The sequence below is a fragment of the Leisingera sp. genome (genome assembly GCF_034669605.1).
In the GTDB taxonomy this organism is placed as follows: Bacteria; Pseudomonadota; Alphaproteobacteria; order Rhodobacterales; family Rhodobacteraceae; genus Leisingera.
Genome location: NZ_JAXMOX010000068.1, coordinates 1 through 20,772, shown reverse-complemented (window position 1 = coordinate 20,772; position 20,772 = coordinate 1). Strand labels below are relative to the sequence as shown.

The window sequence follows — 20,772 nt, the reverse complement described above, 5'->3', positions numbered from 1 at the left end:
CAGGCTTCGGCTTTTTCCTCCAGCAGCAGCCATTCCTCCTCAGCCGCGGCCAGCTTCTCCTGCCGCTCCACCAGCGCCTCGGTGGCCTTTTTGAACTTGACCGGTTCGCGGCTGAACAGCCCGGGGTCCGCCATCAGCTCCTGCAGCTTGGCGATCTCCGCTTCCAACCGTTCAATCTCCCCCGGCAGCGCCTCCAGCCGGTGCTTTTCCTTGAAGCTCAGCCCGTCTTTGGGCTGGCTTTCCTGCTTCGGCTTCGGCTTGGCAGGCTTCACCTTCTCTGCCTTTTCCGCAGCGTCAAGCGGCCCGCGCTGCGCCAGGTAATCGCTCCAGCCGCCGGCATAGGCCGTGGCCCTGCCGTTGCCTTCCATCGCGATGGTGGTGGTCGCCACCCGGTCCAGAAAATCCCGGTCGTGGCTCACCAGCAGAACGGTGCCGTCGTAATTATCGAGCAGCTCCTGCAGCAGGTCCAGCGTCTCCACATCCAGATCGTTGGTTGGCTCATCCAGCACCAGCAGGTTCGAGGACCGCGCCATCAGCCGCGCCAGCAAAAGCCGCGCCTTCTCGCCGCCCGACAACGACCGCACCGGCGCCCGCGCCTGGCGTTCGTCAAACAGGAATTCCTTCAGGTAGCCGACAACATGTTTCGGCTGGCCGCGCACCATCACCTGGTCGGCCTTGCCGGAAATTCCCAGCAGGGGATCGGCGGTCAGATTCTCCCACAGGGTCGCATCCCCATCCAGCTGATCCCGCGTCTGATCAAACAGCGCCAGCTCCAGATTGGTGCCTTGCTTCACAGATCCGGAATCCGGCTCTTCCAGCCCCAGCAGCATTTTCAGCAGCGTGGTCTTGCCCGCGCCATTGGGCCCGACAAAGGCCACCCGGTCGCCGCGCTGCACCTTCAGCGAAAAATCCTGCACGATCTGCTTGCCGCCAAAAGCCTTGCCCAGCCCCTCGGCCTCAATCACCTTGCGGCCCGATTTCGGCCCTGCATCCAGCGCCATCTCGGCCGCCCCCTGGCGCTTGATCTGGCCGGCGCGCTCGGATTTCAGATCCTGCAGCGCCCGCACCCGGCCCATGTTGCGCTTGCGGCGGGCGGAAATCCCCTCCACCGCCCAGCGGCTTTCGGATTTGATCAGCCGGTTCAGCTTGTGCCGCTGCTGGTCCTCCTCCTCCCACAGCTTGTCGCGCCAGGCCTCGAAATGCTCAAACCCCTTTTCCTGACGGCGCACCTCGCCGCGGTCCACCCACAGGGTTGCCCGGGTCAGCGCCCGCAGAAAGGCGCGGTCGTGCGAGATCAGCACAAACGCCGCGCGGGTGGCCTTCAGCTCGTTTTCCAGCCAGGTGATCGCCTCGATGTCCAGATGGTTGGTCGGCTCGTCCAGCAGCATCAGATCCGGCGCCTCGGCCATCAGCTTGGCCAGCGCAGCACGGCGCCGCTCACCGCCCGATGCGGTTTCCACCGGGCGCGCCGGGTCGAACTTCAGCCCTTCGCCTGCGCGCTCCACCTTGTACATCTCGCCGGGATCCAGCGCGCTGGCAGCAAAATCGCCAAGCGTGGCAAAGCCCGTCATCTGCGGATCCTGCTCCATATAGCCCACCGCTTTGCCCGGCGGCACCACGATAGAGCCCTTATCCGCTTCAACAATCCCCGCCATTACCTTCATCAGGGTGGATTTTCCCGACCCGTTGCGGCCCACCAGGGCGACACGGTCGCCGGGCTGAACCACCAGATCGAGATCGGAAAAAACCGGATCGCCCCCAAAGGTGAGGGAAATGCCGGACATCTGCAGAAGAGGAATACGTGCCATGCCAGCCAGCTACCCCGGCGGCAGAATCACGTCAACGCTGCTTCTTCATCTTTTCAAAAATACTCATTTTTACCCGGCAACTGCCCTCAGACGCCGCTTGCGCGCAGCAGGAATTGCCGCAATCTCCAGCCCGGTGAACACATGCAGCGTGTTCATCCCGGCATCCACAACCGCATGGTCGCTGACCCAGCCGCCCATCACCAGATAGGCCCGCAGCAGCGGCGGCATCCGCAGCATCGCCAGTTTCGGGTCCGGCCTGCGCCGCAGCCCGGCGGCAAAGCGGAACACCTCGGGCGCCTTGACCCCCGGAAGCCAGCGTTGCGGCGCCAGATGGCGGAGCTTCAGCATGGCAAAGGCGTCAAGATATTCGGCCGTCGCGGTGCCGGCAAAGGACGAGCAGCCAAACAGCATCTGCACATCCTTTGCATCGACCAGGGCTGTTACCGCCCCCCAGGCGACGCGCAGGATATCCGCGCTGTGCTGATCGGGATGGATGCAGAACCGGCCCAGCTCAGCCATCCGGCCGCGGAATGCCCGCAGCCCTTGCAGATCATAGAACTGCGCCGAATAGCTGCGGCCCAGCTCCGCGCCGCTTGCCAGCAGCAGCAACCGGAAACAGCAGACCAGACTGCCGGTCCGCGCCTCCTCCACCAGCACATGCATGCAGGCCGTATCAAAAGCGTCGCAATCGGCGGCGCCGGTCTGAAAGCACAGCGTGCGCAGCGCCTGCGCCGCAGCCACATCGGCCGGCCCCGCCGCCAGCCGGGCGCGGTAACACCCCTTGTGCAGAAGCACGTCCGGCTGTGCTGCCATCGCGGCCTCCCCTGTTTCCGGCTCAGCCCTTAGCATAAGCGCCGTGACAGCCCGGTGACGCCCGCTGGACCGGCAGCCGCCAGCCTTACTGATCCTGCAGGAACTGATCGGGGCCGAAGTTGCCCAGGCTGCCCAGAAGCTGGCGCAGGAACGTGCTGTCCTGCACGCTGGAGCTGGTCACCCGGCGTTCCAGCGGCACCACCTTGCCGTCTTCCAGGCTGAACCGCTCGACCCCCTGCACCACCCCGGCAGCGTCAAAGCTGATCGCAACCAGATCGCGCGCCACCGGTTTCGGGGCGGCGGCGCCGTAGTGGCGGAAACGGGTCGCAACATAATAGTAGCCGCTTTCGTTCAGCACCCCGGTCGAGGACGGGATGCCGACGCTTTCGGCCACCGAATCCCTTGTGTCGATCCCCGGCACCACCTCGGCCAGCTGATCCGCTGTGGGCACATATCCGTGCTTGCGGTAGACTGACGAGCAGGCCGCCAGCGCCAGCCCCGCCGCGGCAAAAACAGCCCCGCGCAAAACGGACTTGAAGTGAAATGCCTTAGCAACCATGACTGCCCCCCGGCCTTTGCCGCAATGCGCGGCTTGAATACGTCTTTGAACCCGATTACCTAATGACCGCTTCCGGTTCAAGAAACGAAAGTCCCCGATTATGTCTGACAGCTCCGCAGTGCGGGTGGCGGATCTGCCGCAAAACGCCCCGACCGCCTTTGAAATCACCCCGGATAAAGCGGAACTGGCCGCGCTGGCGGCTGAACTGGGGGTGAACGCGCTGCGCAAGCTGCGCTTTACCGGCGAGATCAGCGCGCGCGGTAAACGCGACTGGCAGCTGACCGGATCCCTGGGGGCGACCGTGGTGCAGGACTGTGTGGTGACGCTGGAGCCGGTGACCACCCGGATCGAGGAAAAAGTCCGCCGCAACTATCTGTCCCGTATGGAGATTCCGGACGAAGGCGAAGCGGAAATGCCCGAGGATGACAGCACCGAGCCGCTTGGCAGCCATATCGACCCGGGCGCCGTCATGACTGAAGCCCTGGCGCTGCATATCCCCGCCTACCCGCGCAAGGAGGGCGCCGAGCTGGGCGAAGGGGTCTATACCAAACCCGGCGCCAAGCCGATGCGCGACGAGGACGCCCGCCCCTTTGCCGGTCTTGGCGCCCTGCGCGGTCTGCTGAAAGACGAGGACTAGGCCGGAATTTCCGCGCTGGCGGAAATTGCATCTGGAACCTGTGGCGGCGCTGCCCTAAAAAACATCTTGCGCCGCCGGAGATTCGCAGTATTTTCGCGCGCTCATCGGAATTTTTGGTTGGACAATGTTTGGGCAGGCGCCTAAACGCACGTCAGACTGATCGAACAGAACGCAATCGCGCCGCGGGGAGTGCCCCAAGGCCCAAACAGACAAAGGTTGAGACATGGCCGTCCAACAGAATAAAGTATCCAAATCGCGCCGCAACAACCGCCGCGCGCACGATGCACTGGTTGCTGCAAACCCGAACGAATGCGGCAACTGCGGCGAGCTGAAGCGCCCGCATCACGTATGCCCCTCCTGCGGCCATTACGACGACAAGGAAATCGTCGCAGCGGCTGACGAGATCGAGATCGACGAAGACGCGGCATAAGCCACGGACAGGATCTGATGCCAGGCAGGCTTTCGCATGACGGGTAAACCCGATCTAAATCAGGCAAAAGCCGGCCGCATCACCATTTCTGTTGACGCCATGGGCGGAGACGCCGGCCCCGCTGTTGTGGTGGCCGGCATTGCCATGTCGGCTGAAAAGAACCCGGATATCGGGTTCATCCTGCACGGCCCCGCCGACCAGCTGAAACCGCTGGTCGCCAGGAAACGCACGCTTGAGGGCCGCGTCGAGATCCGCGATGTCCGCGACGTTGTCACCATGGAGGACAAACCCTCCCAGGTGATGCGCAACGGCAAGGGCACCTCGATGTGGTCGGCGCTGGATGCGGTCAAGAACGGCGAAGCGGCAGGGGCTGTGTCCTGCGGCAACACCGGCGCGCTGATGGCGCTGTCGATGCTGCGGCTGCGCAAGCTGCCCGGCGTCAACCGGCCGGCCATTGCGATCCTGTGGCCGTCGCTGAACCCGCAGGGCTTCAACGTGATGCTCGATGTCGGCGCCGACGTGAAAGCCGACGCCGAGGATCTGCTGCAATACGCGCTGATGGGCACCTCCTATGTGCGCAACTCGATGGACATCGCCAGCCCGCGGGTCGGGCTGCTGAATGTCGGCACCGAGGAGCACAAGGGCCGCGCCGAGCTGAAAGAAGCCTTTACGCTGATCGCCGGTCATGCGGCACAGGCGAGCTACGAGTTTGTCGGCTTTGTCGAGGGCAGCGATATTCCCGGCGATGCCGTGGATGTGATCGTCACCGACGGCTTTACCGGCAACGTGGCGATCAAGACCGGCGAAGGCACCGCCCGGGTGATGCGCACCGCATTACGCGAGGCATTCCAGTACTCGTTCCTGTCGAAAATCGCCGCGCTGCTGGCGGTCACCTCGCTGAAACGGCTGTCGAAACGGATGGATCCGCGGCGGGTGAACGGCGGCGTGTTCCTGGGCCTCAACGGCACCGTGGTGAAATCCCATGGCGGCGCCGATGCCACCGGGGTTTCGGCCGCCGTCAAGCTCGCCTTCCGGCTGGCACAGCACGGATTCGCCGAAAAGCTGGCGGCGCGGGTTGCATCTGCCGGCGCTGTTCCCCAAGTTGAAACTGCCCCCCGCGCGCTGCGGGCGGCCACTGATAAAGACTAAAGCAAGGCAGGCACCGGATGACGCGACGCGCGGTAGTTGTTGGCACTGGCCACTATCTCCCCGAACGGGTGGTGGAAAACGCGGAATTCGAGGCCACTCTGGACACTTCGGACGAATGGATCCGCAGCCGGTCTGGCATCGAACGCCGCCATTTCGCCGCCGAGGGGGAGACCACTTCGGACATGGCCGCCAAGGCAGCTGAACGCGCTTTGGCGGATGCGGGCCTGACCGCGGAAGATGTCGACGCGATCGTGGTGGCAACCTCCACCCCCGATCTCACCTTCCCCTCTGCCGCCACCATGGTGCAGTCCAAGCTGGGCATGACCAAGGGCTTTGCCTTTGATGTGCAGGCGGTCTGCGCGGGCTTTGTCTATGCGCTGAGCAACGCCAGCGCGCTGATCGCCTCGGGCCAGGCGGAACGGGTGCTGGTGATCGGCGCCGAAACCTTCAGCCGGATCATGGACTGGACCGACCGCTCCACCTGCGTGCTGTTCGGCGACGGCGCCGGCGCGCTGCTGCTGGAGGGCCAGGAGCAGCCCGGCACCAGCCGCGACCGCGGCATCCTGTCGACCGACCTCAATTCCGACGGCCGCTACAAGGATCTGCTGTATGTCGACGGCGGCGTGTCGACGCAATCGACCGGCTATCTGCGGATGCAGGGCAACCAGGTGTTCCGCCATGCCGTGGAAAAGCTCGCCTCCACCGCGAAAACCGCGCTGGACCGCGCCGGGCTTGCCGCCGCGGATGTGGACTGGATCGTGCCGCACCAGGCCAATATCCGCATCATCCAGGGCACCGCCAGGAAAATGGGTCTCAGCATGGACAAGGTGGTGGTAACCGTGCAGGATCACGGCAACACCTCCGCCGCCTCCATCCCGCTGGCCCTGTCCGTGGGTAAAGAGCGCGGCCAGATCAAACAAGGCGATCTGATTGTGACCGAAGCCATCGGCGGCGGCCTCGCCTGGGGGGCTGTCGTGGTGCGCTGGTAACCCCGCAGACTTAATTTCCGCCCGAAACACCCGGCGCAATTCATTGATATTGACAGGGAAATTCCCTGCGCCCTATGCTTTGGCAAACAACGGGGATTGGTATGGGCGAAAAAACACTTACACGAATGGATTTGAGTGAAGCAGTTTTCCGGGAAGTCGGCCTGTCGCGCAATGAAAGCGCGCAGCTGGTGGAAAGCATGCTGCAATACATGTCGGATGCCCTGGTGCGCGGTGAACAGGTGAAGATCTCCTCGTTCGGCACATTCAGCGTGCGGGACAAATCAGCCAGGGTCGGGCGCAACCCGAAAACCGGCGAAGAAGTGCCGATTCAGCCGCGCCGCGTGCTGACCTTCCGGCCCTCCCACCTGATGAAAGACCGCGTGGCAGACGGCAACCGTAAATAACGGGACCAAAAGGCCATGTCGAAATCACCGGACGCGTTCCGCACCATCAGCGAAGTTGCGGAGTGGCTGGGCGTGCAGGCGCATGTCCTGCGCTTCTGGGAGAGCAAGTTCACCCAGGTCAAACCCGTCAAGCGCGCCGGCGGGCGGCGGTATTACCGGCCTGCGGATATGCTGCTGTTAGGCGGCATCAAGAAACTGCTGCATGACGACGGGCTGCCGATCAAGGAAGTGCAGGCGCTGCTGCGCGAGCATGGCGCGGCGCATGTGTCCGGCTTGTCCGGTTCGCTGGACGGCTCAGCCAATGCCCGCCCCGATGCCCCGCCGCCGGCCGATAAACTGGGCGATGACTGGCAAAGCTCGCTGGAGCTGAGCCGAGACACAGCCGCAGCCGCAGCCGCGGGGGACCCTGCCGGGAGCAGCAATGTGGTCGGCTTTCCCCCCGTATCCGATCCGGTCTCCGATCCCGCCCCCGCCCCGCAGGCCCGGATGGATCTCGCGCCGCCCGCCGTGGACAGCGGTGCAGATGGCGGCACGGAACTGCCAGAGCCCGAGCTTGGCGATGCCCCCCCTGCAGAGCTGCCGGACGCCGCTGCCGATACGCTTGAAGATGCCGCGTCCCGGGATCTGCCCGCCGCTGAGGATGCATCCGCAGATAAGTCCCGGGGACGATTCACCCAGCTTCAGCCGGGCGCCGAGTCGCCTGAGCCGTCCCTAAATCAGGCGGCTGCAAGCGAAGCTGCAGCAGAACCGGCAGACGCCGCAGAACCGATGCCAGAACAGGCTTTCGAAGCCGGGCCCGCACCCGCGGCGGAAACGGCCCCTGCTGAGCACCCTGCCCCCGGCGGGACAGCGGCGCCTGCAGAAGAACCGGCAGGTTTCGCAGCACAGGACCGTCCGGCGGACCCGGACCCTGCCGCCGCATTTGATCCCGCTTTGGACGCAGCGCCGGCCCCCGTACCGGCCGGGGACAGCCTGGTGGCTGCCGCCGGCCTGCAGCCGGACGAGCCGCTGGACTTCAGCTTGACCGCGCCCGGGGCCGATGCCGGGCCTGCAGCCGGGTCAGCGCCTGATTCCAAAGCAGATCCCGCGGCGTCCTTCCCGCCGCATGACCTGGACGCGGCCGCCCGGCAGGTCGATGCCCTGGAGTTTTCCTCCGGTTTCGCCCCCGAGGCCGAAGCGCCCCGGGACACCCCGGCAGCACCGCAGGAGGCTGCAGCGGACGCCCCGGCGCCCGGCGCGCCAGCCCAGCCGCCAGAATATCCGCCGGCCGATCCGCAGGTGCCGCAACCGGGTGTTCTGGCGCATCTCGCCGCCCTCCGCAGCCTGCCGCCGCACTCTGTTTCCGCAATCGCCGGCTGCGCTGCGGATCTGCGGGCGCTGGCTGCCGCCGGCGCGGCTGCAGGGGCGCCGGACATCATCTGAGTCCCCGCCTTGCCGCGCGGCGGAAAACGCTGCGGCCGGAGGCATGGCTGGCAACAACCTCATCCTGCTGACTTTCTTTGCAGCGGCGCGAAAAATATTGCTGCCCCCTCTTGCCCCTGCCGTGAAAACGGTTAGAAGGCTCCTCAACGGGCTATGGCGCAGCCTGGTAGCGCGTCCGTCTGGGGGACGGAAGGTCGCAGGTTCGAGTCCTGCTAGCCCGACCATATGAAAAACGCCCGGGTGTTCACGCACCCGGGCGTTTTCGTATCCGGCGCACAGCCTGACTGATTGCGGACCGGGATTGCGTACTATGGCCAATTGAGCCAGCATCGCCGCAAAGACGGCGCGGAGGGGAACAGGACATGACAGGCGTATTGCCCAGCCAAACCATTGAAAAGATGCTGGATCGCGGCGCGATTGCCGTCAGCACCCCGTTGGCCGGGGGACAGGTCCAGCCTGCCAGCCTTGATCTTCGCCTCGGCAACGTGGCCTATCGGGTACGCGCGTCTTTTCTGGCCGGACAGGGCCGCAGCGTCTCCGACCGGCTGACCGAGTTCGAGATGCACCGGATCGACCTGAGCAATGGCGCGGTGCTGGAAAAAGGCTGCGTCTATGTGGTGCCGCTGATGGAAAGCCTGGCGCTGCCCGGCGATGTCTCTGCCGTGGCCAATGCCAAAAGCTCCACCGGGCGGCTGGACCTTCTGACCCGCACCATCACCGACGGCGGCGAGGAGTTCGACCGTATCAAACCCGGCTACACCGGACCTCTTTATGCCGAGATCTGCCCGCGGTCGTTCTCGGTGCTGGTGCGTCCGGGCATGCGGCTCAACCAGATCCGATTCCGCACCGGCCAGGCGGTTCTGTCGGACGCGGAGCTTAAGATGCTGCACGCGGGCTCCCCGCTGGTCGACGGCGCGGCGGTGATCGAGGACGGTTTGGGCTTTTCCGTCGATTTGAAGCTGCCCGGCAGCGATCTGGTCGGCTACCGCGCCAAGCCGCACACCGGCGTCATCGACCTGGACAGGATCGGCGAATACGACCCGCAGGAATACTGGGAGGAAGTGCGCACCAAAGACGGCCGCATCATCCTGGACCCCGGCGCGTTCTATATTCTGGTCAGCCGCGAGGCGGTGCATATCCCGCCCGCCTATGCCGCCGAGATGGCGCCCTATCTGGCGATGGTGGGCGAATTCCGGGTGCATTACGCGGGCTTTTTCGATCCCGGGTTCGGCCATGACGCGGCCGGCGGCACCGGTTCGCGCGGGGTTCTGGAGGTGCGCTGCCACGAGGCGCCTTTTGTGCTGGAGCACGGCCAGGTTGTCGGGCGTCTGGTCTATGAGAAGATGGCCGAGGTGCCCGAGCAGCTGTATGGCGCCGGGATTGCCTCGAATTACCAGGGCCAGGGGCTGAAACTGTCCAAGCATTTCAAAACGCCGGCCTGATCGCGATCAGGGCAGCAGCCATCCCCAGGGCAGGGCCTCGCTTCACCGGCGCGGCATGCGCCCGCTGCTTCGCCGTACCCGCCTGCGCCGGCCGGTCCGGACGCGGTCACCGCAGCGGTCAGCGGCAGCTGGCGCGGCTCAGCTTTGGCGGCGCCCCGGCTTGACCGATGGAATGCGGGAGCTGCCTGCCTGCCGGGCGGGCGGCGCGCGGTGCCCTGCCCCCTGCCCCTTGCCGCGTTTGGCAACCGCGCTGATGCCGGCAGTGACGCCTGCATTGACCGCGCGGCTGACCAGCCGACGCAGAACCATGTTGATGATTGAATTAAGAGTCATGGACGTCGCCCCGCTTGCAGCCTGCCCGCTACCTTAACGGCAAATTAAGACAATTCCGGGGCGCGGAACACCCCGGCGGACACGAGTGCAAAACCTGCGCCCTGAGATGGCGTCACTCTTCGAACAGTTCTGCCTGTTCTTCCGGATCCTCGTCGTCCTCGCCCCCCTGGCCCATCGCCAAGGCGCCCGGCGGCGGCCGGTTTTCCAGCAGGCCAGCGGCGCGCAGCTCCTTCAGCCCCGGCAGGTCGCGGGCGCTTTCCAGACCGAAGTGATCGAGGAAGACCGGCGTGACCACAAAAGTCACCGGCCGGCCCGGCGTCATCCGGCGGCGGCCCAGGCGGATCCAGTCCATCTCCATCAGCTGGTCGATGGTGCCGCGCGACACCGACACGCCACGGATCTCCTCGATCTCGGTGCGGGTGACCGGCTGATGATAGGCGACAATCGCCAATGTCTCGATCGCGGCGCGGCTCAGCTTGCGCAGCTCGGTGGTTTCCTTCTGCATCAGGAAGCCAAGGTCCGGCGCGGTGCGGATCGCCCAGGCATCTCCTAAGCGAACCACCCGCACGCCGCGCCCCTCGTAGCGCTTGCGCAGATGCTCCACCGCCTCGCGCGGGTTGCAGCCATGCGGCATCCGGCTTTCAAGGTCGCGCAGGGTAACCGGCTCGGCGCTGGCAAACAGCACCGCCTCCACCATCCGCTCCTGCTCGGCCATCGGCGGCGCGTCGAACAGCGTATCGCTCTCTTCGCGGATGGGAGCACCGTGGCTGTCCATAAGCTGGTCTTCCATCAGGTATCCTCGTTCAGGCTGCGCAGCTGGATCGGCGCAAATGATTCACTCTGGCGCAGCTCAAGCCTGCCTTCCTTCACCAGCTGCAAAGAGGCGGCAAAAGTGGCGGCAGTGGCCGAGCGGCGCTTGACCGGATCGCTGTGCCAGCCGTCCGGCAGATAGCTGATCAGATCGGTCCAATCGCCGGTGAAGCCCAAGAGATGGCGCATCCGCTCCAGCGCTTCTTCCATCGTGAAAACCGACTCCCGGTCCATCACAAAGGGGCGGAAATCCTCCTTGGTGCGGATGCGGGCATAGGCCTGCATCAGATCCAGGAGGTTGGCGGTATAGGTAACGGTCTTGATCCGGGCGACGTTCTCTTCCTCGCCGCGGCCAAAGAAGTCGCGGCCCAGCCGGTCGCGGGCCAGCAGCCGGGCAGAGGCGTCTCGCATCGCCTGCAGACGCTCCAGCTGGAACGCCAGGTGGGCGGCCAGCTCCTCGCCCGAGGGGCCGTCCTCCTCCGGGTCCGGCGGCAGCAGCAGGCGGGATTTCAGGAACGCCAGCCAGGCCGCCATCACCAAGTAATCGGCGGCCAGCTCAATCCGCAGCTCCTTGGCCTTGTTGACAAAGGTCAGATACTGTTTGGCCAGCTCCAGCACCGAGATCTTGCGCAGGTCCACCTTCTGGGTGCGCGACAGCGTCAGCAGCAGGTCGAGCGGGCCTTCGAACCCGTCCACATCCACGATCAGGGCCTCGGCTGCCAGCCGCTCCTCTACTGCCGTATCCGCGTCTGAAAAGACTGTCTGCTCAGCCATACACCTGCCCGCCCATGAGGGCGGCAAGTTCGTCTTCGGCGGCCTGAATGTCAAGATCCGCAGGGGGTTTGCGGGCCGCGAGCGCCCGCTCTGCGCGGGTTTGCGCCGCCTCCGTCATGACCCCTGCGGCCCCGGCCACCGCAATCCGTTCCTGCAGCGAAGCATTGCACAAAAGAACCACATCGCAGCCCGCCTTGATGGAGGCGCGGGCATTGTCCGCCAGTGATCCCTTGAGCGCCTTCATCGAAATATCGTCGGTCATGATCAGCCCGTCAAAACCGATGCGTTCGCGGATCTGCCGCATCATCACCGGCGACGTGGTGGCGGGGCGGCTGTCATAGGCGTCATAGACCAGATGCGCGGTCATCCCCAGCGGCAGGTCGTTCAAGGCCTGGAACGCGGCAAAGTCGCCTTGCTCCAGCTCGCCGGGAGGGCTGGACACACGCGGCAGGTCCAGGTGGCTGTCGGCGGTGGCGCGGCCGTGGCCGGGGATATGTTTCAGCACCGGCAGCACGCCGCCGTCCAGATGCGCAGTTGCCACCGCGCGGGCGATCCGGGCCACCGCATCGGTGCTGGTGCCATAGCAGCGGTTCTTCAGAAACGCATGGGTCTCCGCACAGGCGGCATCGGCAATCGGCGCGCAGTTGCTGTCGATCCCGAGGCGGAGCAGTTCATCGGCAATCAGCCGGTAGCGCAGATACATGGCCCGCGCGGCGTCCGCGCCCGCCCGCTGCACATGCTCCAGCGGCGGCAGCCAGTTGCGCGCCAGCGGGTTGCGCAACCGCTGCACCCGTCCGCCCTCCTGGTCGATGGTGACCGGGGCATTGCGGCCCACCGCCTCGCGGAAGTCTGCGCACAGCGCCTGAATCTGTTCGGCGCTGTCCAGATTGCGGGCAAACAGGATAAAGCCGAACGGATCGGCATCGCGGAAGAACGCCTTTTCATCGGCGGTCAGCCGCAGGCCTTCGGCGTCGAGGATGGTGGCTCCGTAGGTCATGGGTGTCCCCAGTTGTTGGCGCTCCCCCGGCTCACTCAAGGAAAGGGCTGCGCCCGGCCCGGCGGGGAGGGAGCAAAGCGCCCGCCCCGTGGGGGGCGGGACGGGCGCTGCCCGGCCTTGCGGCCGGACGGTACAAATGTCTGCAACCAGTGCTGCTGGCGCTTGGTTACCGTGTGGTTACCGGAATGCAATCGGCATTGCCAGCCACCAGCGCCGAGCAGAACCGGCGGGCGTCCGACAGGCCGGCAAAGCCCATCGCCCGCAGGCGGTAGAACGTGCGGCCGCCGCTTTCGGCGCGCTGGATCACCCGCTGCTTGCCCTCCAGATAGTCGGAGAAACGGGCATGGATACGGTCCCATTCGGCGCGTGCCACCTCGGGGCTTTCATAGGCGCCAAGCTGCGCCAGCCTGGTGCCTGCCGCAAGGGTCGCCGGGTCCACATCAACGGGTGCCGCAGATGCTGCCGGCGCGGCTGCGGCCGGAGCCGGGCTGAACCGTGCGGGCCGGGCCGATGGCCGCAGCGAGACCTTGACGCCCGGCGCATTCAGAATGGCAGGCGACGGGACTGCGGCGGCACGCGCCGGCTGCAGCGGCTGCGGCTGCACGATGGCAGGGGCCGCCGCCGACGCCGGCACAGCAGCAGACAGCGGCTCGGCCTCACGCGCCAGTTCGGCGACCAGCGCATCGATATCGCCGTTCTGGAAGGAGGCCACGGCGTCTTCACTGACGCCGGGCGCGGCGTCGGCGGCCAGTTCCGGCAGCGGCTTGTCATCGTCGGTCAGCTCAATCGCGGCGGGCGCCAGTGTCAGCCGGTCGGCCGGCGCCTCGGCGCTGCCGCTGGCGGCGACCGCATTGACCGCCAGCCCCTGATGATCCGCCTGCGCGCCGCCCGGCAGCGCCGGCTGTTCACGCATCGGGCCTTCGGCTGCACGCACCACCGGCACGCCGCTGACATCCCGCATCACCAGCTTGTAGCCCCAGAAGCCCACCCCGGCGACCAGCGCGACCGAGGCCACCGCGCCCAGAATGCTCAGCGATTTCGAGAATCGCGCCCGCAGTCCGGCAGGGGTTGCAAAAACCGTATAGTCCTGGGGCGCATGCCCCGGCCCGTCGGGCTGATAGCCATAGGCCGGGTTTTCATAGCCATAGGCCGGCTCAGCCCCGGGCCCGGAATAGTGCTGGCCGGTATACTGATGTGTGTATGTGCTGTCCGGGGCGGCGTCCTGTTCGTGACCGCTGCCTTGTGTATAGGCGCGCCCTTGGCCCGCCTGCGCAAAATACGCCATTGTCCGCCTCACTGCCCGGTTTGGCAGCGCCTGTCCAGCGCTGCGCCCCAAGTCTCTTGAACTGCCTCAATCCAGCGGATGTGCAATTTTCGCCAAAGCGGCTTCCGCCCCTGTTGGTTATCGCATCTCTTCTGCCGGTTTCACGCCAAGAATACCAAGACCTGCGGAAATGACAACGGAAACGGCCCGGGCCAGCGCCAAATTCGCATGTGTTGCCGATTCACTGCTCTCGTTAACAAATCGTAAACCTTCGTTCGACTTGCCCAGATGGTACAGCCCGTGCAGTTCCGACGCGAGATCATAGAGATAGAAGGCAATCCGGTGCGGCTCATGGGTGCGGGCCGCGATGTCCACCTGCCGCGGCCATTCGGCCAGCTTTTTGGCCACCGCCAGCTGCGCCGGATCCGAGATCAGGCCCAGATCGGCGCCCGCCAAGGTGGCGTCATCGGCGGCAATGCTCTGCTCCGCGGCCTTGCGCAGGGTCGAGCAGATCCGCGCGTTGGCGTATTGCACATAGAACACCGGGTTGTCCTTGGACTGCTCCAGCGCCTTGTCGAGATCGAAGTCAAAGCCCTGGTCGTTCTTGCGGGTCAGCAGCATGAAGCGGGTCACATCGGCCCCGACAGCATCCACCACATCGCGCAGGGTCACAAAGGTCCCTGCCCGCTTGGACATCTTGAATTCCTGGCCGTCCTTGAACAGTTTCACCAGCTGGCACAGCTTGATATCCAGCGGCACCCGGCCGTCCGACAGCGCCGACACCGCCGCCTTCATCCGCTTGACATAGCCGCCGTGGTCGGCGCCGAAAATGTCGATCAGCTCGTCAAAGCCGCGCTCCACCTTGTCAAAGTGATAGGCGATGTCCGGCGCGAAATAGGTCCAGGCGCCATCGGATTTCTTCACCGCCCGGTCGACGTCGTCGCCATGGTCGGTGGATTTGAACAGCGTCTGCTCGCGCGGCTCCCAGTCGTCGGGCTTCCTGCCCTTCGGCGGCTCCAGCACGCCCTGATAGATCAGCCCCTTGGATTCCAGCGCCGCCAGCGCCGCCTCGATCTTGCCGGTGCCATAGAGGGATTTCTCCGAATAGAACACATCCATCCCGATACCCAGCTGGGCCAGATCCTCGCGGATCAGCGCCATCATCGCGTCGGTGGCAAATTCGCGCACCTCCGCCAGCCAGACCTCCTCGCCTTTGCCGAGATAGGCATCGCCTGCCTTGTCCTTCAGCGCCTGCCCCACCGGTTTCAGATAGTCGCCCGGATAGGTGCCGTCGGCAAAGGCCACTTCCTGCCCGTGCGCTTCCAGGTAGCGCAGGTAGACAGAGCGCGCCAGCACATCAACCTGGCCGCCGCCGTCGTTGATGTAGTATTCGCGGGTGACGTCATAGCCGGCATAGGCCAGCAGCGAGGCCAGCGCGTCGCCGAACACCGCGCCGCGGGTGTGGCCCACATGCAAGGGGCCGGTCGGATTGGCCGAGACATATTCCACGTTCACCCGCTTGCCCGCGCCGGTCTCCGAGCGGCCGAAATCCGTGCCTGCGTCCAGGACCGATTTCACCACCGTCTGCCAGATCCCGGGCGCCAGCCGCAGGTTGAGAAAGCCGGGGCCGGCGACCTCGGCCGAGGTGACACGGTCATCCGCGGCCAGCTTTGCGGCCAGGGCCTCGGCAATATCGCGCGGCTTCATCTTTGCGGGCTTGGCCAGCACCATCGCCGCATTGGTCGCCATATCGCCATGCGCCGCATCCCGCGGCGGCTCCACCGCCACATTGGCAAAATCAAGCCCTTCAGGCAGCGCGCCTTCGCCGGTCAAGGCGGTCAGGCTGTCAATCACAAGCGAGCGGATATCGGTAAAAAGGTTCATATCTGGCGTCCCATATGTTCAGCACAGCGGATACCTAGGGCCAGAGGCAGGGTCAACAGCATTGCAGGTGCCGCCCGGGGCCTCAGGCGCAACACACCGGAAAATTCGAATTTTCCGGCATTTTGCTTACTGACGAAAAATACGCCGCTGACGCAGCGCGGGCGTCACAGAACCGCCCAGCGGGTCAGCGCCGGCGCGGCCTGGCGGCTTTCCCGGGGGGGGCGGTCATGACAGCATCCCCTGAATCGCCGAGGCGGTGCCCCATTCGGTGATTGTGTAGCGGCGCAAGGTCGCCACGTAATAGGGATCCTGCAGGATCAGCCGCTCAACTTCCTGGCGGCTCTCCGCCTCCACATTCCAGATCGCGCCGGGGAAATCCTGCATCGGCCGCATCGCCAGCGCGCCGCCGATCTGCAGTTCGGGCCGCGACCGCACAAAGGCGATATGCGCCTGGCGCCGCGCCTTGTCGCCGCGCACCCGGTCCATTTCGGGCTTGTCCGTGAATGTGACGGTCCAGCGTGCCATGGCTTTCCTCTTGCTGCTCCTCCTGCGGATAACGCCGATGCCCTGCGGCATCATAGGGCCAGATCATAGCACGGCTTACGGCCAATTTCGCCCCGGCCCGCGCCGGAGCTGTCGGCGCGCCTCCTTTTGTCTGAACGCCCCCGCCGCTGGCAGCCGCGGAAAGGGCCTGCGGCTGCCGGTGTTGCGCCGTCCCCCGGCGCACCGCACGCCCCGCTTGCGCCGCATTAACCGGGATATGCGAAGGTCTCCCCGCTGCAGCACATGGCGCGGGCCTGGCACCCCGCGCGCACCAGGAGACCAGGACCCCGAAGACCACCTCGGCAAAAGGTGCAGGGGCGTCTGACTGATGAAGCTTTTGACCGGACCCGGGGCGCGCTGGCGTTCCGGCCCTATCCTCCGCCCCCGTGGCGGCGCCGCCATCCCTACCCTGCTCATTGAACGGAACATGCAAAAGGACAGCAGCAAACACCGCAGAGACGGAAGCCCTCAGACCTCGACCTTCACCCCGATCAGCCGCTCATGCTGCTGCAGGGCGAAACGGTCGGTCATGCCGGCGATATAATCCGACACGATCCGCGCCAGCGCGGTGCGGTCCGCCGCACCGGCAATATCAGCGTGCCAGCGCTCCGGCATGTCCTGCGGATTGTCCAGAAAGTAGGGAAACAGCGCCTCCACCACCTTGGCGACCTTGGCGCGTTTTTCCATCACCGAAGGCGCCCGGTACATGCGGGTGAACAGAAACGCGCGGATCTCCTTCAGCCCGGCCCACAGCTCCGGCGAGAATTGCACCACAGGATGATCCAGCGCCCGCACCTCTTCAACGCTCTGCACGCCTGCATCCGCCAGCAGCACCCGCGCGGTGCCGATCACATCGCCCACCATCACCCCGAAAAAGCGCCGCAGCGCCTCATGGCGGCGGCGGTTCGGGTCCAGTCCCGGATACAGCCCGTCCACCGCCCCATAGGCCTTGTCCAGCAGCGGCAGCCGCGCCAGGTCATCATCGGTGAACAGCCCGGCCCGCAGCGCATCATGCAGGTCGTGGTTGTTATAGGCGATGTCATCCGCCAGTGCCGCCACCTGCGCCTCGGCACTTGCGTGGGTGTGCAGCTCCAGATCCACCGCCGCATTGCATTCCGCCAGCGCCCAGGGCAGCTCCCCCACCACCGGGCCATTGTGTTTCGCGATCGCTTCAAGAGTTTCCCAGGTCAGGTTCAACCCGTCGAATTCCGCGTAGTGGCGCTCCAGACAGGTCACGATGCGGATCGCCTGGGCGTTATGGTCGAAGCCGCCATAGGGTTTCATCAGCCCGTGCAGCGCATCCTCGCCGGTGTGGCCGAACGGCGTGTGCCCCAGATCATGCGCCAGCGCCACCGCCTCGGTCAGCTCCTGGTTCAGCCCCAGCGCGCCGGCAATGGTGCGGCCCACCTGCCCCACCTCGATCGAATGGGTCAGCCGGGTGCGGTAATTGTCGCCCTCATGTTCGACAAAAACCTGGGTCTTGTGCTTCAGCCGCCGGAACGCGCTGGCATGGATAATGCGGTCGCGGTCGCGCTGATAGGGAGAGCGGAAGGAGCTTTCCTCCTCGGTCACCTGCCGGCCGCGGCTGCGGTCCGGTGACGTGGCATAAGGGGCATGCATGTTAAATCTTTTCTCCAGCAAATCTTGCCGCCTGAATTGCACCTTCATATATAATGCCTTGAGCTGCAACACGGCATTGGAGAGACCGTATGAACCTGCCCCCGAAAGTCACCGACCGCGCCTTTGCCCGGCTGGCCGAGATTGGCGCCGCGGACCAGGGCCAGGCGCTGCGCGTCGCGGTCGAAGGCGGCGGCTGCTCGGGCTTTCAGTACGAGATCGCCCTGGACGCGCCCAAGACGGACGATCTGGTGCTCGAAGGCCAGGGCGAAAAGGTGGTGGTGGACGAGGTCTCGCTGCCCTTCCTGGAAAACGCGGTGATCGATTTCACCGAAGAGCTGATCGGCGCGCGGTTCACCATCGAGAACCCCAACGCCACTTCCAGCTGCGGCTGCGGCACCTCGTTTTCAATGTAACCCGGCTTCCGGTCCGGCTGACCTGCGCCCGGTCCGGGCCGCGCAAGTCACAAACGCGCATGTCGTGAACGCGCCTTTCAAAATGCCGCCTTGCTGCCAGGCAAGGCAGCGCCCGCCCTCATCTTAAGGGGCGGGCGCTTCGCCCCCTTGCGGGCGCAAATGTTCAGCCGCAATGCGGATCCGGCGCTAGGGATCGGTCTGCAGCCGTCCCGAACTGCGCAGCCGGGGCATGGCCGGGGCCAACTGATCCCAAACCAGATACAGCCCCGAGGCAATCACGATGGCGCCGCCGATATAGGTTGTGGCCGGCGGGAACTCCCCGAAGAAGACCGAGCCGATGACCGCCATCCAGATGAACTGCAGATTCATCAGCGGCGTCACCGCATAGGACACCAACAGCCGCAGCGCCACCACCAGCAGCCAGCGCGCACCGAACAGCAGCAGGGCATAGGCTGCAGCCCAGGCCACATCCGCCATCGGCATCGGCACCCAGACAAAGGGTAAGAACAGCAGCATCACCCCGCACAGCGTCAGATTGGGATAAAAGACCTGCGCCAGCGCATTGCTTTCATAACGGCCGATAAACCGTGCCAATGTCATGGAAAATGTGCCGGACACCACCGCGCAGAAGGCAACGATATGCCCCCAGGAGGCATGCGCGCCCTCATTGCCGTGCGGCAGCAGGAACAGCACGCCGCAGAACCCCGCAGCCAGCGCGACCCAGGCCGCCGGGCGCACCGGCTCCTTCAGCACCGCACCGGACATGGCTCCCGCCAGCAGCGGCATCAGGCCGATGAACACAAACACCTCGGCAAAGGGCAGCAGCCGGAACGCATAGAAGAAACAGACCGCGGCGACCAGCGCTGCCACCGACCTTAAAGCCATCGCCCGCGGACAACAGGTGCGGAACCCGCCGCGCAGAGAGGGCACGCGGTCCGCCAGCAGGCAGAAGCCCGCCACCATGGCGCCGGACAGCGCATAAAGCTGCGCCGCTGCATATTGCCCCGCCAGCAGCTTGGTGATCCCGTCCGCCGAGGCGATCAGCCCGGTGTAGGCCACCACCAGAAGGGCGCCGCCCAGGGCCTGATTGCCAGTGCAGCCCATCACGCCGCCCCGGCACTGCCCGCCCGGGCAAAGCCTTCGAAAAATCCGCCGAACCCTTCACAGCTGCGCTCCGCCGCGGTGAGCAGCCCGTGCTCTTCTTCGCTGAGGACGGCCTCAGCGCGCGCTTTCACCGCGCTCCAGCCCGCCCGCGCCATCCCGGCGTCGAAAACCGCTTCAGACAGGCTCCTCAAGATACTTCCTCCCTGCTGCGCCGGCACATGCATCCCGCCCATCGGAACCGCCTGACGGAAGGCCGGGCGGCCGGACAGCAGCATCAGCCAATTCACCACGAAATACTCGTGATACGCATCCTGATGTCCATCAAATTCACCCTTAGCGAGCATAAAGGCGGAAACCCGCCGATCGAGCCACGCCTCCCAGGCGGCGGGCGGCTGCCCGCCGGCAAAACGCAGCGCAATGCAGATCTCTGCCAGCAGGTCGGCATTCTGATCGAGGAAGGCCACCAGGCCGGCAAATTCCAGGCTGGTGAACGCCGCTTCCGGCAGGTCCGGAACACGGCGGCCGTATTCAGACAGGTAAAAAACGATGTGGGTCAGCTCATAAGCGGCTTTTTTATTCGGAATGGCAAAGGTTTGCGGATTTGAAATGAAACCGCGCAGCCGGTCGTCCAGCCCGTCATCCCGCAGATCTATCCCCCGCCGCGCCAATAGCCGCCGCGCCTCGGCACGCTGCAAATCGGACAGCTCGGCCTGCGCCAGCCCCTGGTCCGACACCCAGCCGGCCAGCTGCGCAGCGGTCTGCCCCGGCAGGCCCAGGTCCTCCAGATCCAGGCAGATCGACAGGATAAAGCGGTAATACTGCCGGAAAAAGCTGATATGGCGCGCCGCACCCTGGTAAAACGGCTGCAGGGGCTGCAGGGCGGTAGCGGCAACATCCGCTCCGGTGCATTCCAGAATGTTCAGCAGCTCAGCGTTCTCCTTGAGCCAGAACACGTCCTCCTGGCTGCGCCGGTACGTTGCAAAACCGGCAATCAGCGCCTCTTGCGCGCTGGCCCGGGACTGGCGGGCGGCTGGAGAGAAAAACGGAAGGATCTGGGCCATGGGAACCTCGTTCGGACAGATGCGGCGCGGTACCGGCGGCCCCGGTGCAGGGCCGCCCAAGGACAGGAGCCGGAACAAAGGCCGGTCCCCGTCCGGATCAGCTGCCCGAGGAGAACAACCGGGTCACATGGGACCACCTGTCAGTTGATTGCCCGAATCAGAGCGGTATCCGGGCGCCCAGCAATTGGACGAAGGCCGCCAGCCAGGCGGGATGCGAAGGCCAGGCCAGCGCAGTCACCAGATTACCCTGAGTGTGGGCCTGATCCACCGGAATATCCATATAGGTGCCGCCGGCCATCTTCACATCGGGCCCACA

21 protein-coding genes and 1 tRNA gene are annotated in these 20,772 nt (G+C 65.4%); 9 read left to right on the top strand and 13 right to left on the bottom strand.

Features of this window, described 5'->3' with window-relative positions; all coding sequences use genetic code 11:
* From VOI29_RS10560 to VOI29_RS10550, 3 genes are all read right to left on the bottom strand, one after another.
* A partial coding sequence (locus VOI29_RS10560) for an ABC-F family ATP-binding cassette domain-containing protein (RefSeq protein WP_416361515.1) occupies positions 1-1,808 on the bottom strand: 1,808 nt, incomplete at its 3' end.
* Positions 1,809-1,877: 69 nt separating this feature from the next.
* Positions 1,878-2,621 (bottom strand): GNAT family N-acetyltransferase, encoded by a 744-nt coding sequence (locus VOI29_RS10555; RefSeq protein ID WP_323778529.1) that lies wholly within the window; start codon positions 2,619-2,621, stop codon positions 1,878-1,880.
* Positions 2,622-2,706: 85 nt separating this feature from the next.
* On the bottom strand, positions 2,707-3,180 hold the full coding sequence (locus VOI29_RS10550) for an outer membrane protein assembly factor BamE (RefSeq protein ID WP_323778527.1): 474 nt from the start codon (positions 3,178-3,180) through the stop codon (positions 2,707-2,709).
* 100 nt (positions 3,181-3,280) lie between these two features.
* Here VOI29_RS10550 and VOI29_RS10545 point away from each other — a divergent pair, with 100 nt between their 5' ends.
* The 8 genes from VOI29_RS10545 to VOI29_RS10510 all read left to right on the top strand — a co-directional run bounded on the left by VOI29_RS10545 (position 3,281) and on the right by VOI29_RS10510 (position 9,653).
* The gene (locus VOI29_RS10545) at positions 3,281-3,817 is read left to right on the top strand and encodes a DUF177 domain-containing protein (RefSeq protein WP_323778525.1); all 537 of its coding nucleotides are present in this window, start codon (positions 3,281-3,283) and stop codon (positions 3,815-3,817) included.
* Positions 3,818-4,040: 223 nt separating this feature from the next.
* Entirely contained in the window at positions 4,041-4,247 is a 207-nt protein-coding gene (rpmF, locus tag VOI29_RS10540; protein WP_008558107.1) for a 50S ribosomal protein L32, read from the top strand.
* Positions 4,248-4,283: 36 nt separating this feature from the next.
* Entirely contained in the window at positions 4,284-5,396 is a 1,113-nt protein-coding gene (plsX, locus tag VOI29_RS10535) for a phosphate acyltransferase PlsX (protein WP_323778517.1), read from the top strand.
* Positions 5,397-5,413: 17 nt separating this feature from the next.
* On the top strand, positions 5,414-6,385 hold the full coding sequence (locus VOI29_RS10530) for a beta-ketoacyl-ACP synthase III (RefSeq protein WP_323778515.1): 972 nt from the start codon (positions 5,414-5,416) through the stop codon (positions 6,383-6,385).
* Between the two features lie 101 nt (positions 6,386-6,486).
* Positions 6,487-6,789, top strand: coding sequence for an integration host factor subunit alpha (gene ihfA, locus VOI29_RS10525; RefSeq protein ID WP_024090431.1), 303 nt, complete (start codon positions 6,487-6,489; stop codon positions 6,787-6,789).
* Between the two features lie 15 nt (positions 6,790-6,804).
* Positions 6,805-8,211 (top strand): MerR family transcriptional regulator, encoded by a 1,407-nt coding sequence (locus VOI29_RS10520; RefSeq protein WP_323778511.1) that lies wholly within the window; start codon positions 6,805-6,807, stop codon positions 8,209-8,211.
* 147 nt (positions 8,212-8,358) lie between these two features.
* Positions 8,359-8,435, top strand: a tRNA-Pro gene (locus VOI29_RS10515).
* 138 nt (positions 8,436-8,573) lie between these two features.
* A complete protein-coding gene (locus VOI29_RS10510) occupies positions 8,574-9,653 on the top strand; it encodes a 2'-deoxycytidine 5'-triphosphate deaminase (RefSeq protein WP_323778509.1) in 1,080 nt (359 codons plus the stop codon).
* 138 nt (positions 9,654-9,791) lie between these two features.
* Here the strand turns inward: VOI29_RS10510 and VOI29_RS10505 are convergent, their stop codons facing one another.
* The 8 genes from VOI29_RS10505 to VOI29_RS10470 form a co-directional block, all read right to left on the bottom strand.
* The gene (locus VOI29_RS10505; RefSeq protein WP_323778507.1) at positions 9,792-9,986 is read right to left on the bottom strand and encodes a hypothetical protein; all 195 of its coding nucleotides are present in this window, start codon (positions 9,984-9,986) and stop codon (positions 9,792-9,794) included.
* Between the two features lie 112 nt (positions 9,987-10,098).
* Positions 10,099-10,776: an SMC-Scp complex subunit ScpB gene (gene scpB, locus VOI29_RS10500; protein ID WP_323778505.1), complete on the bottom strand. Its 678-nt coding sequence runs from the start codon at positions 10,774-10,776 to the stop codon at positions 10,099-10,101.
* Positions 10,776-11,570, bottom strand: a complete 795-nt coding sequence (locus VOI29_RS10495) for a ScpA family protein (RefSeq protein ID WP_323778504.1) — start codon at positions 11,568-11,570, stop codon at positions 10,776-10,778. The genes scpB and VOI29_RS10495 overlap by 1 nt, the downstream gene beginning before the upstream one ends.
* A complete protein-coding gene (nagZ, locus tag VOI29_RS10490) occupies positions 11,563-12,567 on the bottom strand; it encodes a beta-N-acetylhexosaminidase (protein WP_323778503.1) in 1,005 nt (334 codons plus the stop codon). Before nagZ ends, VOI29_RS10495 begins: the two co-directional genes overlap by 8 nt.
* Positions 12,568-12,733: 166 nt before the next feature.
* Positions 12,734-13,852 carry an SPOR domain-containing protein gene (locus VOI29_RS10485; RefSeq protein ID WP_323778501.1) on the bottom strand — a complete coding sequence of 373 codons (1,119 nt, stop codon included), beginning with the start codon at positions 13,850-13,852 and terminating at the stop codon, positions 12,734-12,736.
* Between the two features lie 117 nt (positions 13,853-13,969).
* On the bottom strand, positions 13,970-15,715 hold the full coding sequence (argS, locus tag VOI29_RS10480) for an arginine--tRNA ligase (protein WP_323778499.1): 1,746 nt from the start codon (positions 15,713-15,715) through the stop codon (positions 13,970-13,972).
* A gap of 225 nt (positions 15,716-15,940) precedes the next feature.
* Positions 15,941-16,240 (bottom strand): hypothetical protein, encoded by a 300-nt coding sequence (locus VOI29_RS10475; protein ID WP_323778497.1) that lies wholly within the window; start codon positions 16,238-16,240, stop codon positions 15,941-15,943.
* A 486-nt stretch (positions 16,241-16,726) separates the two neighbouring features.
* A complete protein-coding gene (locus tag VOI29_RS10470; RefSeq protein ID WP_323778495.1) occupies positions 16,727-17,878 on the bottom strand; it encodes a deoxyguanosinetriphosphate triphosphohydrolase in 1,152 nt (383 codons plus the stop codon).
* Positions 17,879-17,967: 89 nt separating this feature from the next.
* On the opposite strand from VOI29_RS10470, the gene VOI29_RS10465 reads away from it, so the two are divergent.
* The gene (locus tag VOI29_RS10465) at positions 17,968-18,291 is read left to right on the top strand and encodes a HesB/IscA family protein (protein WP_024090443.1); all 324 of its coding nucleotides are present in this window, start codon (positions 17,968-17,970) and stop codon (positions 18,289-18,291) included.
* 186 nt (positions 18,292-18,477) lie between these two features.
* On the opposite strand, the gene VOI29_RS10460 is transcribed toward VOI29_RS10465, so the two are convergent.
* Both VOI29_RS10460 and VOI29_RS10455 read right to left on the bottom strand, forming a co-directional pair.
* Positions 18,478-19,395 carry a DMT family transporter gene (locus VOI29_RS10460; RefSeq protein ID WP_323778531.1) on the bottom strand — a complete coding sequence of 306 codons (918 nt, stop codon included), beginning with the start codon at positions 19,393-19,395 and terminating at the stop codon, positions 18,478-18,480.
* Positions 19,395-20,456 (bottom strand): DUF6902 family protein, encoded by a 1,062-nt coding sequence (locus VOI29_RS10455; RefSeq protein WP_323778493.1) that lies wholly within the window; start codon positions 20,454-20,456, stop codon positions 19,395-19,397. Before VOI29_RS10455 ends, VOI29_RS10460 begins: the two co-directional genes overlap by 1 nt.
* Positions 20,457-20,772: the final 316 nt, after the last annotated feature.

What these genes read in the sequence shown, in the direction of transcription:
- VOI29_RS10555 (WP_323778529.1), bottom strand. Translation starts at nt 2,621, where the DNA reads ATGGCAGCACAGCCGGACGTGCTTCTGCACAAGGGGTGTTACCGCGCC.
- VOI29_RS10550 (WP_323778527.1), bottom strand. Translation starts at nt 3,180, where the DNA reads ATGGTTGCTAAGGCATTTCACTTCAAGTCCGTTTTGCGCGGGGCTGTT.
- VOI29_RS10545 (WP_323778525.1), top strand. Translation starts at nt 3,281, where the DNA reads ATGTCTGACAGCTCCGCAGTGCGGGTGGCGGATCTGCCGCAAAACGCC.
- rpmF (WP_008558107.1), top strand. Translation starts at nt 4,041, where the DNA reads ATGGCCGTCCAACAGAATAAAGTATCCAAATCGCGCCGCAACAACCGC.
- plsX (WP_323778517.1), top strand. Translation starts at nt 4,284, where the DNA reads ATGACGGGTAAACCCGATCTAAATCAGGCAAAAGCCGGCCGCATCACC.
- VOI29_RS10530 (WP_323778515.1), top strand. Translation starts at nt 5,414, where the DNA reads ATGACGCGACGCGCGGTAGTTGTTGGCACTGGCCACTATCTCCCCGAA.
- ihfA (WP_024090431.1), top strand. Translation starts at nt 6,487, where the DNA reads ATGGGCGAAAAAACACTTACACGAATGGATTTGAGTGAAGCAGTTTTC.
- VOI29_RS10520 (WP_323778511.1), top strand. Translation starts at nt 6,805, where the DNA reads ATGTCGAAATCACCGGACGCGTTCCGCACCATCAGCGAAGTTGCGGAG.
- VOI29_RS10510 (WP_323778509.1), top strand. Translation starts at nt 8,574, where the DNA reads ATGACAGGCGTATTGCCCAGCCAAACCATTGAAAAGATGCTGGATCGC.
- VOI29_RS10505 (WP_323778507.1), bottom strand. Translation starts at nt 9,986, where the DNA reads ATGACTCTTAATTCAATCATCAACATGGTTCTGCGTCGGCTGGTCAGC.
- scpB (WP_323778505.1), bottom strand. Translation starts at nt 10,776, where the DNA reads ATGGAAGACCAGCTTATGGACAGCCACGGTGCTCCCATCCGCGAAGAG.
- VOI29_RS10495 (WP_323778504.1), bottom strand. Translation starts at nt 11,570, where the DNA reads ATGGCTGAGCAGACAGTCTTTTCAGACGCGGATACGGCAGTAGAGGAG.
- nagZ (WP_323778503.1), bottom strand. Translation starts at nt 12,567, where the DNA reads ATGACCTACGGAGCCACCATCCTCGACGCCGAAGGCCTGCGGCTGACC.
- VOI29_RS10485 (WP_323778501.1), bottom strand. Translation starts at nt 13,852, where the DNA reads ATGGCGTATTTTGCGCAGGCGGGCCAAGGGCGCGCCTATACACAAGGC.
- argS (WP_323778499.1), bottom strand. Translation starts at nt 15,715, where the DNA reads ATGAACCTTTTTACCGATATCCGCTCGCTTGTGATTGACAGCCTGACC.
- VOI29_RS10475 (WP_323778497.1), bottom strand. Translation starts at nt 16,240, where the DNA reads ATGGCACGCTGGACCGTCACATTCACGGACAAGCCCGAAATGGACCGG.
- VOI29_RS10470 (WP_323778495.1), bottom strand. Translation starts at nt 17,878, where the DNA reads ATGCATGCCCCTTATGCCACGTCACCGGACCGCAGCCGCGGCCGGCAG.
- VOI29_RS10465 (WP_024090443.1), top strand. Translation starts at nt 17,968, where the DNA reads ATGAACCTGCCCCCGAAAGTCACCGACCGCGCCTTTGCCCGGCTGGCC.
- VOI29_RS10460 (WP_323778531.1), bottom strand. Translation starts at nt 19,395, where the DNA reads ATGGGCTGCACTGGCAATCAGGCCCTGGGCGGCGCCCTTCTGGTGGTG.
- VOI29_RS10455 (WP_323778493.1), bottom strand. Translation starts at nt 20,456, where the DNA reads ATGGCCCAGATCCTTCCGTTTTTCTCTCCAGCCGCCCGCCAGTCCCGG.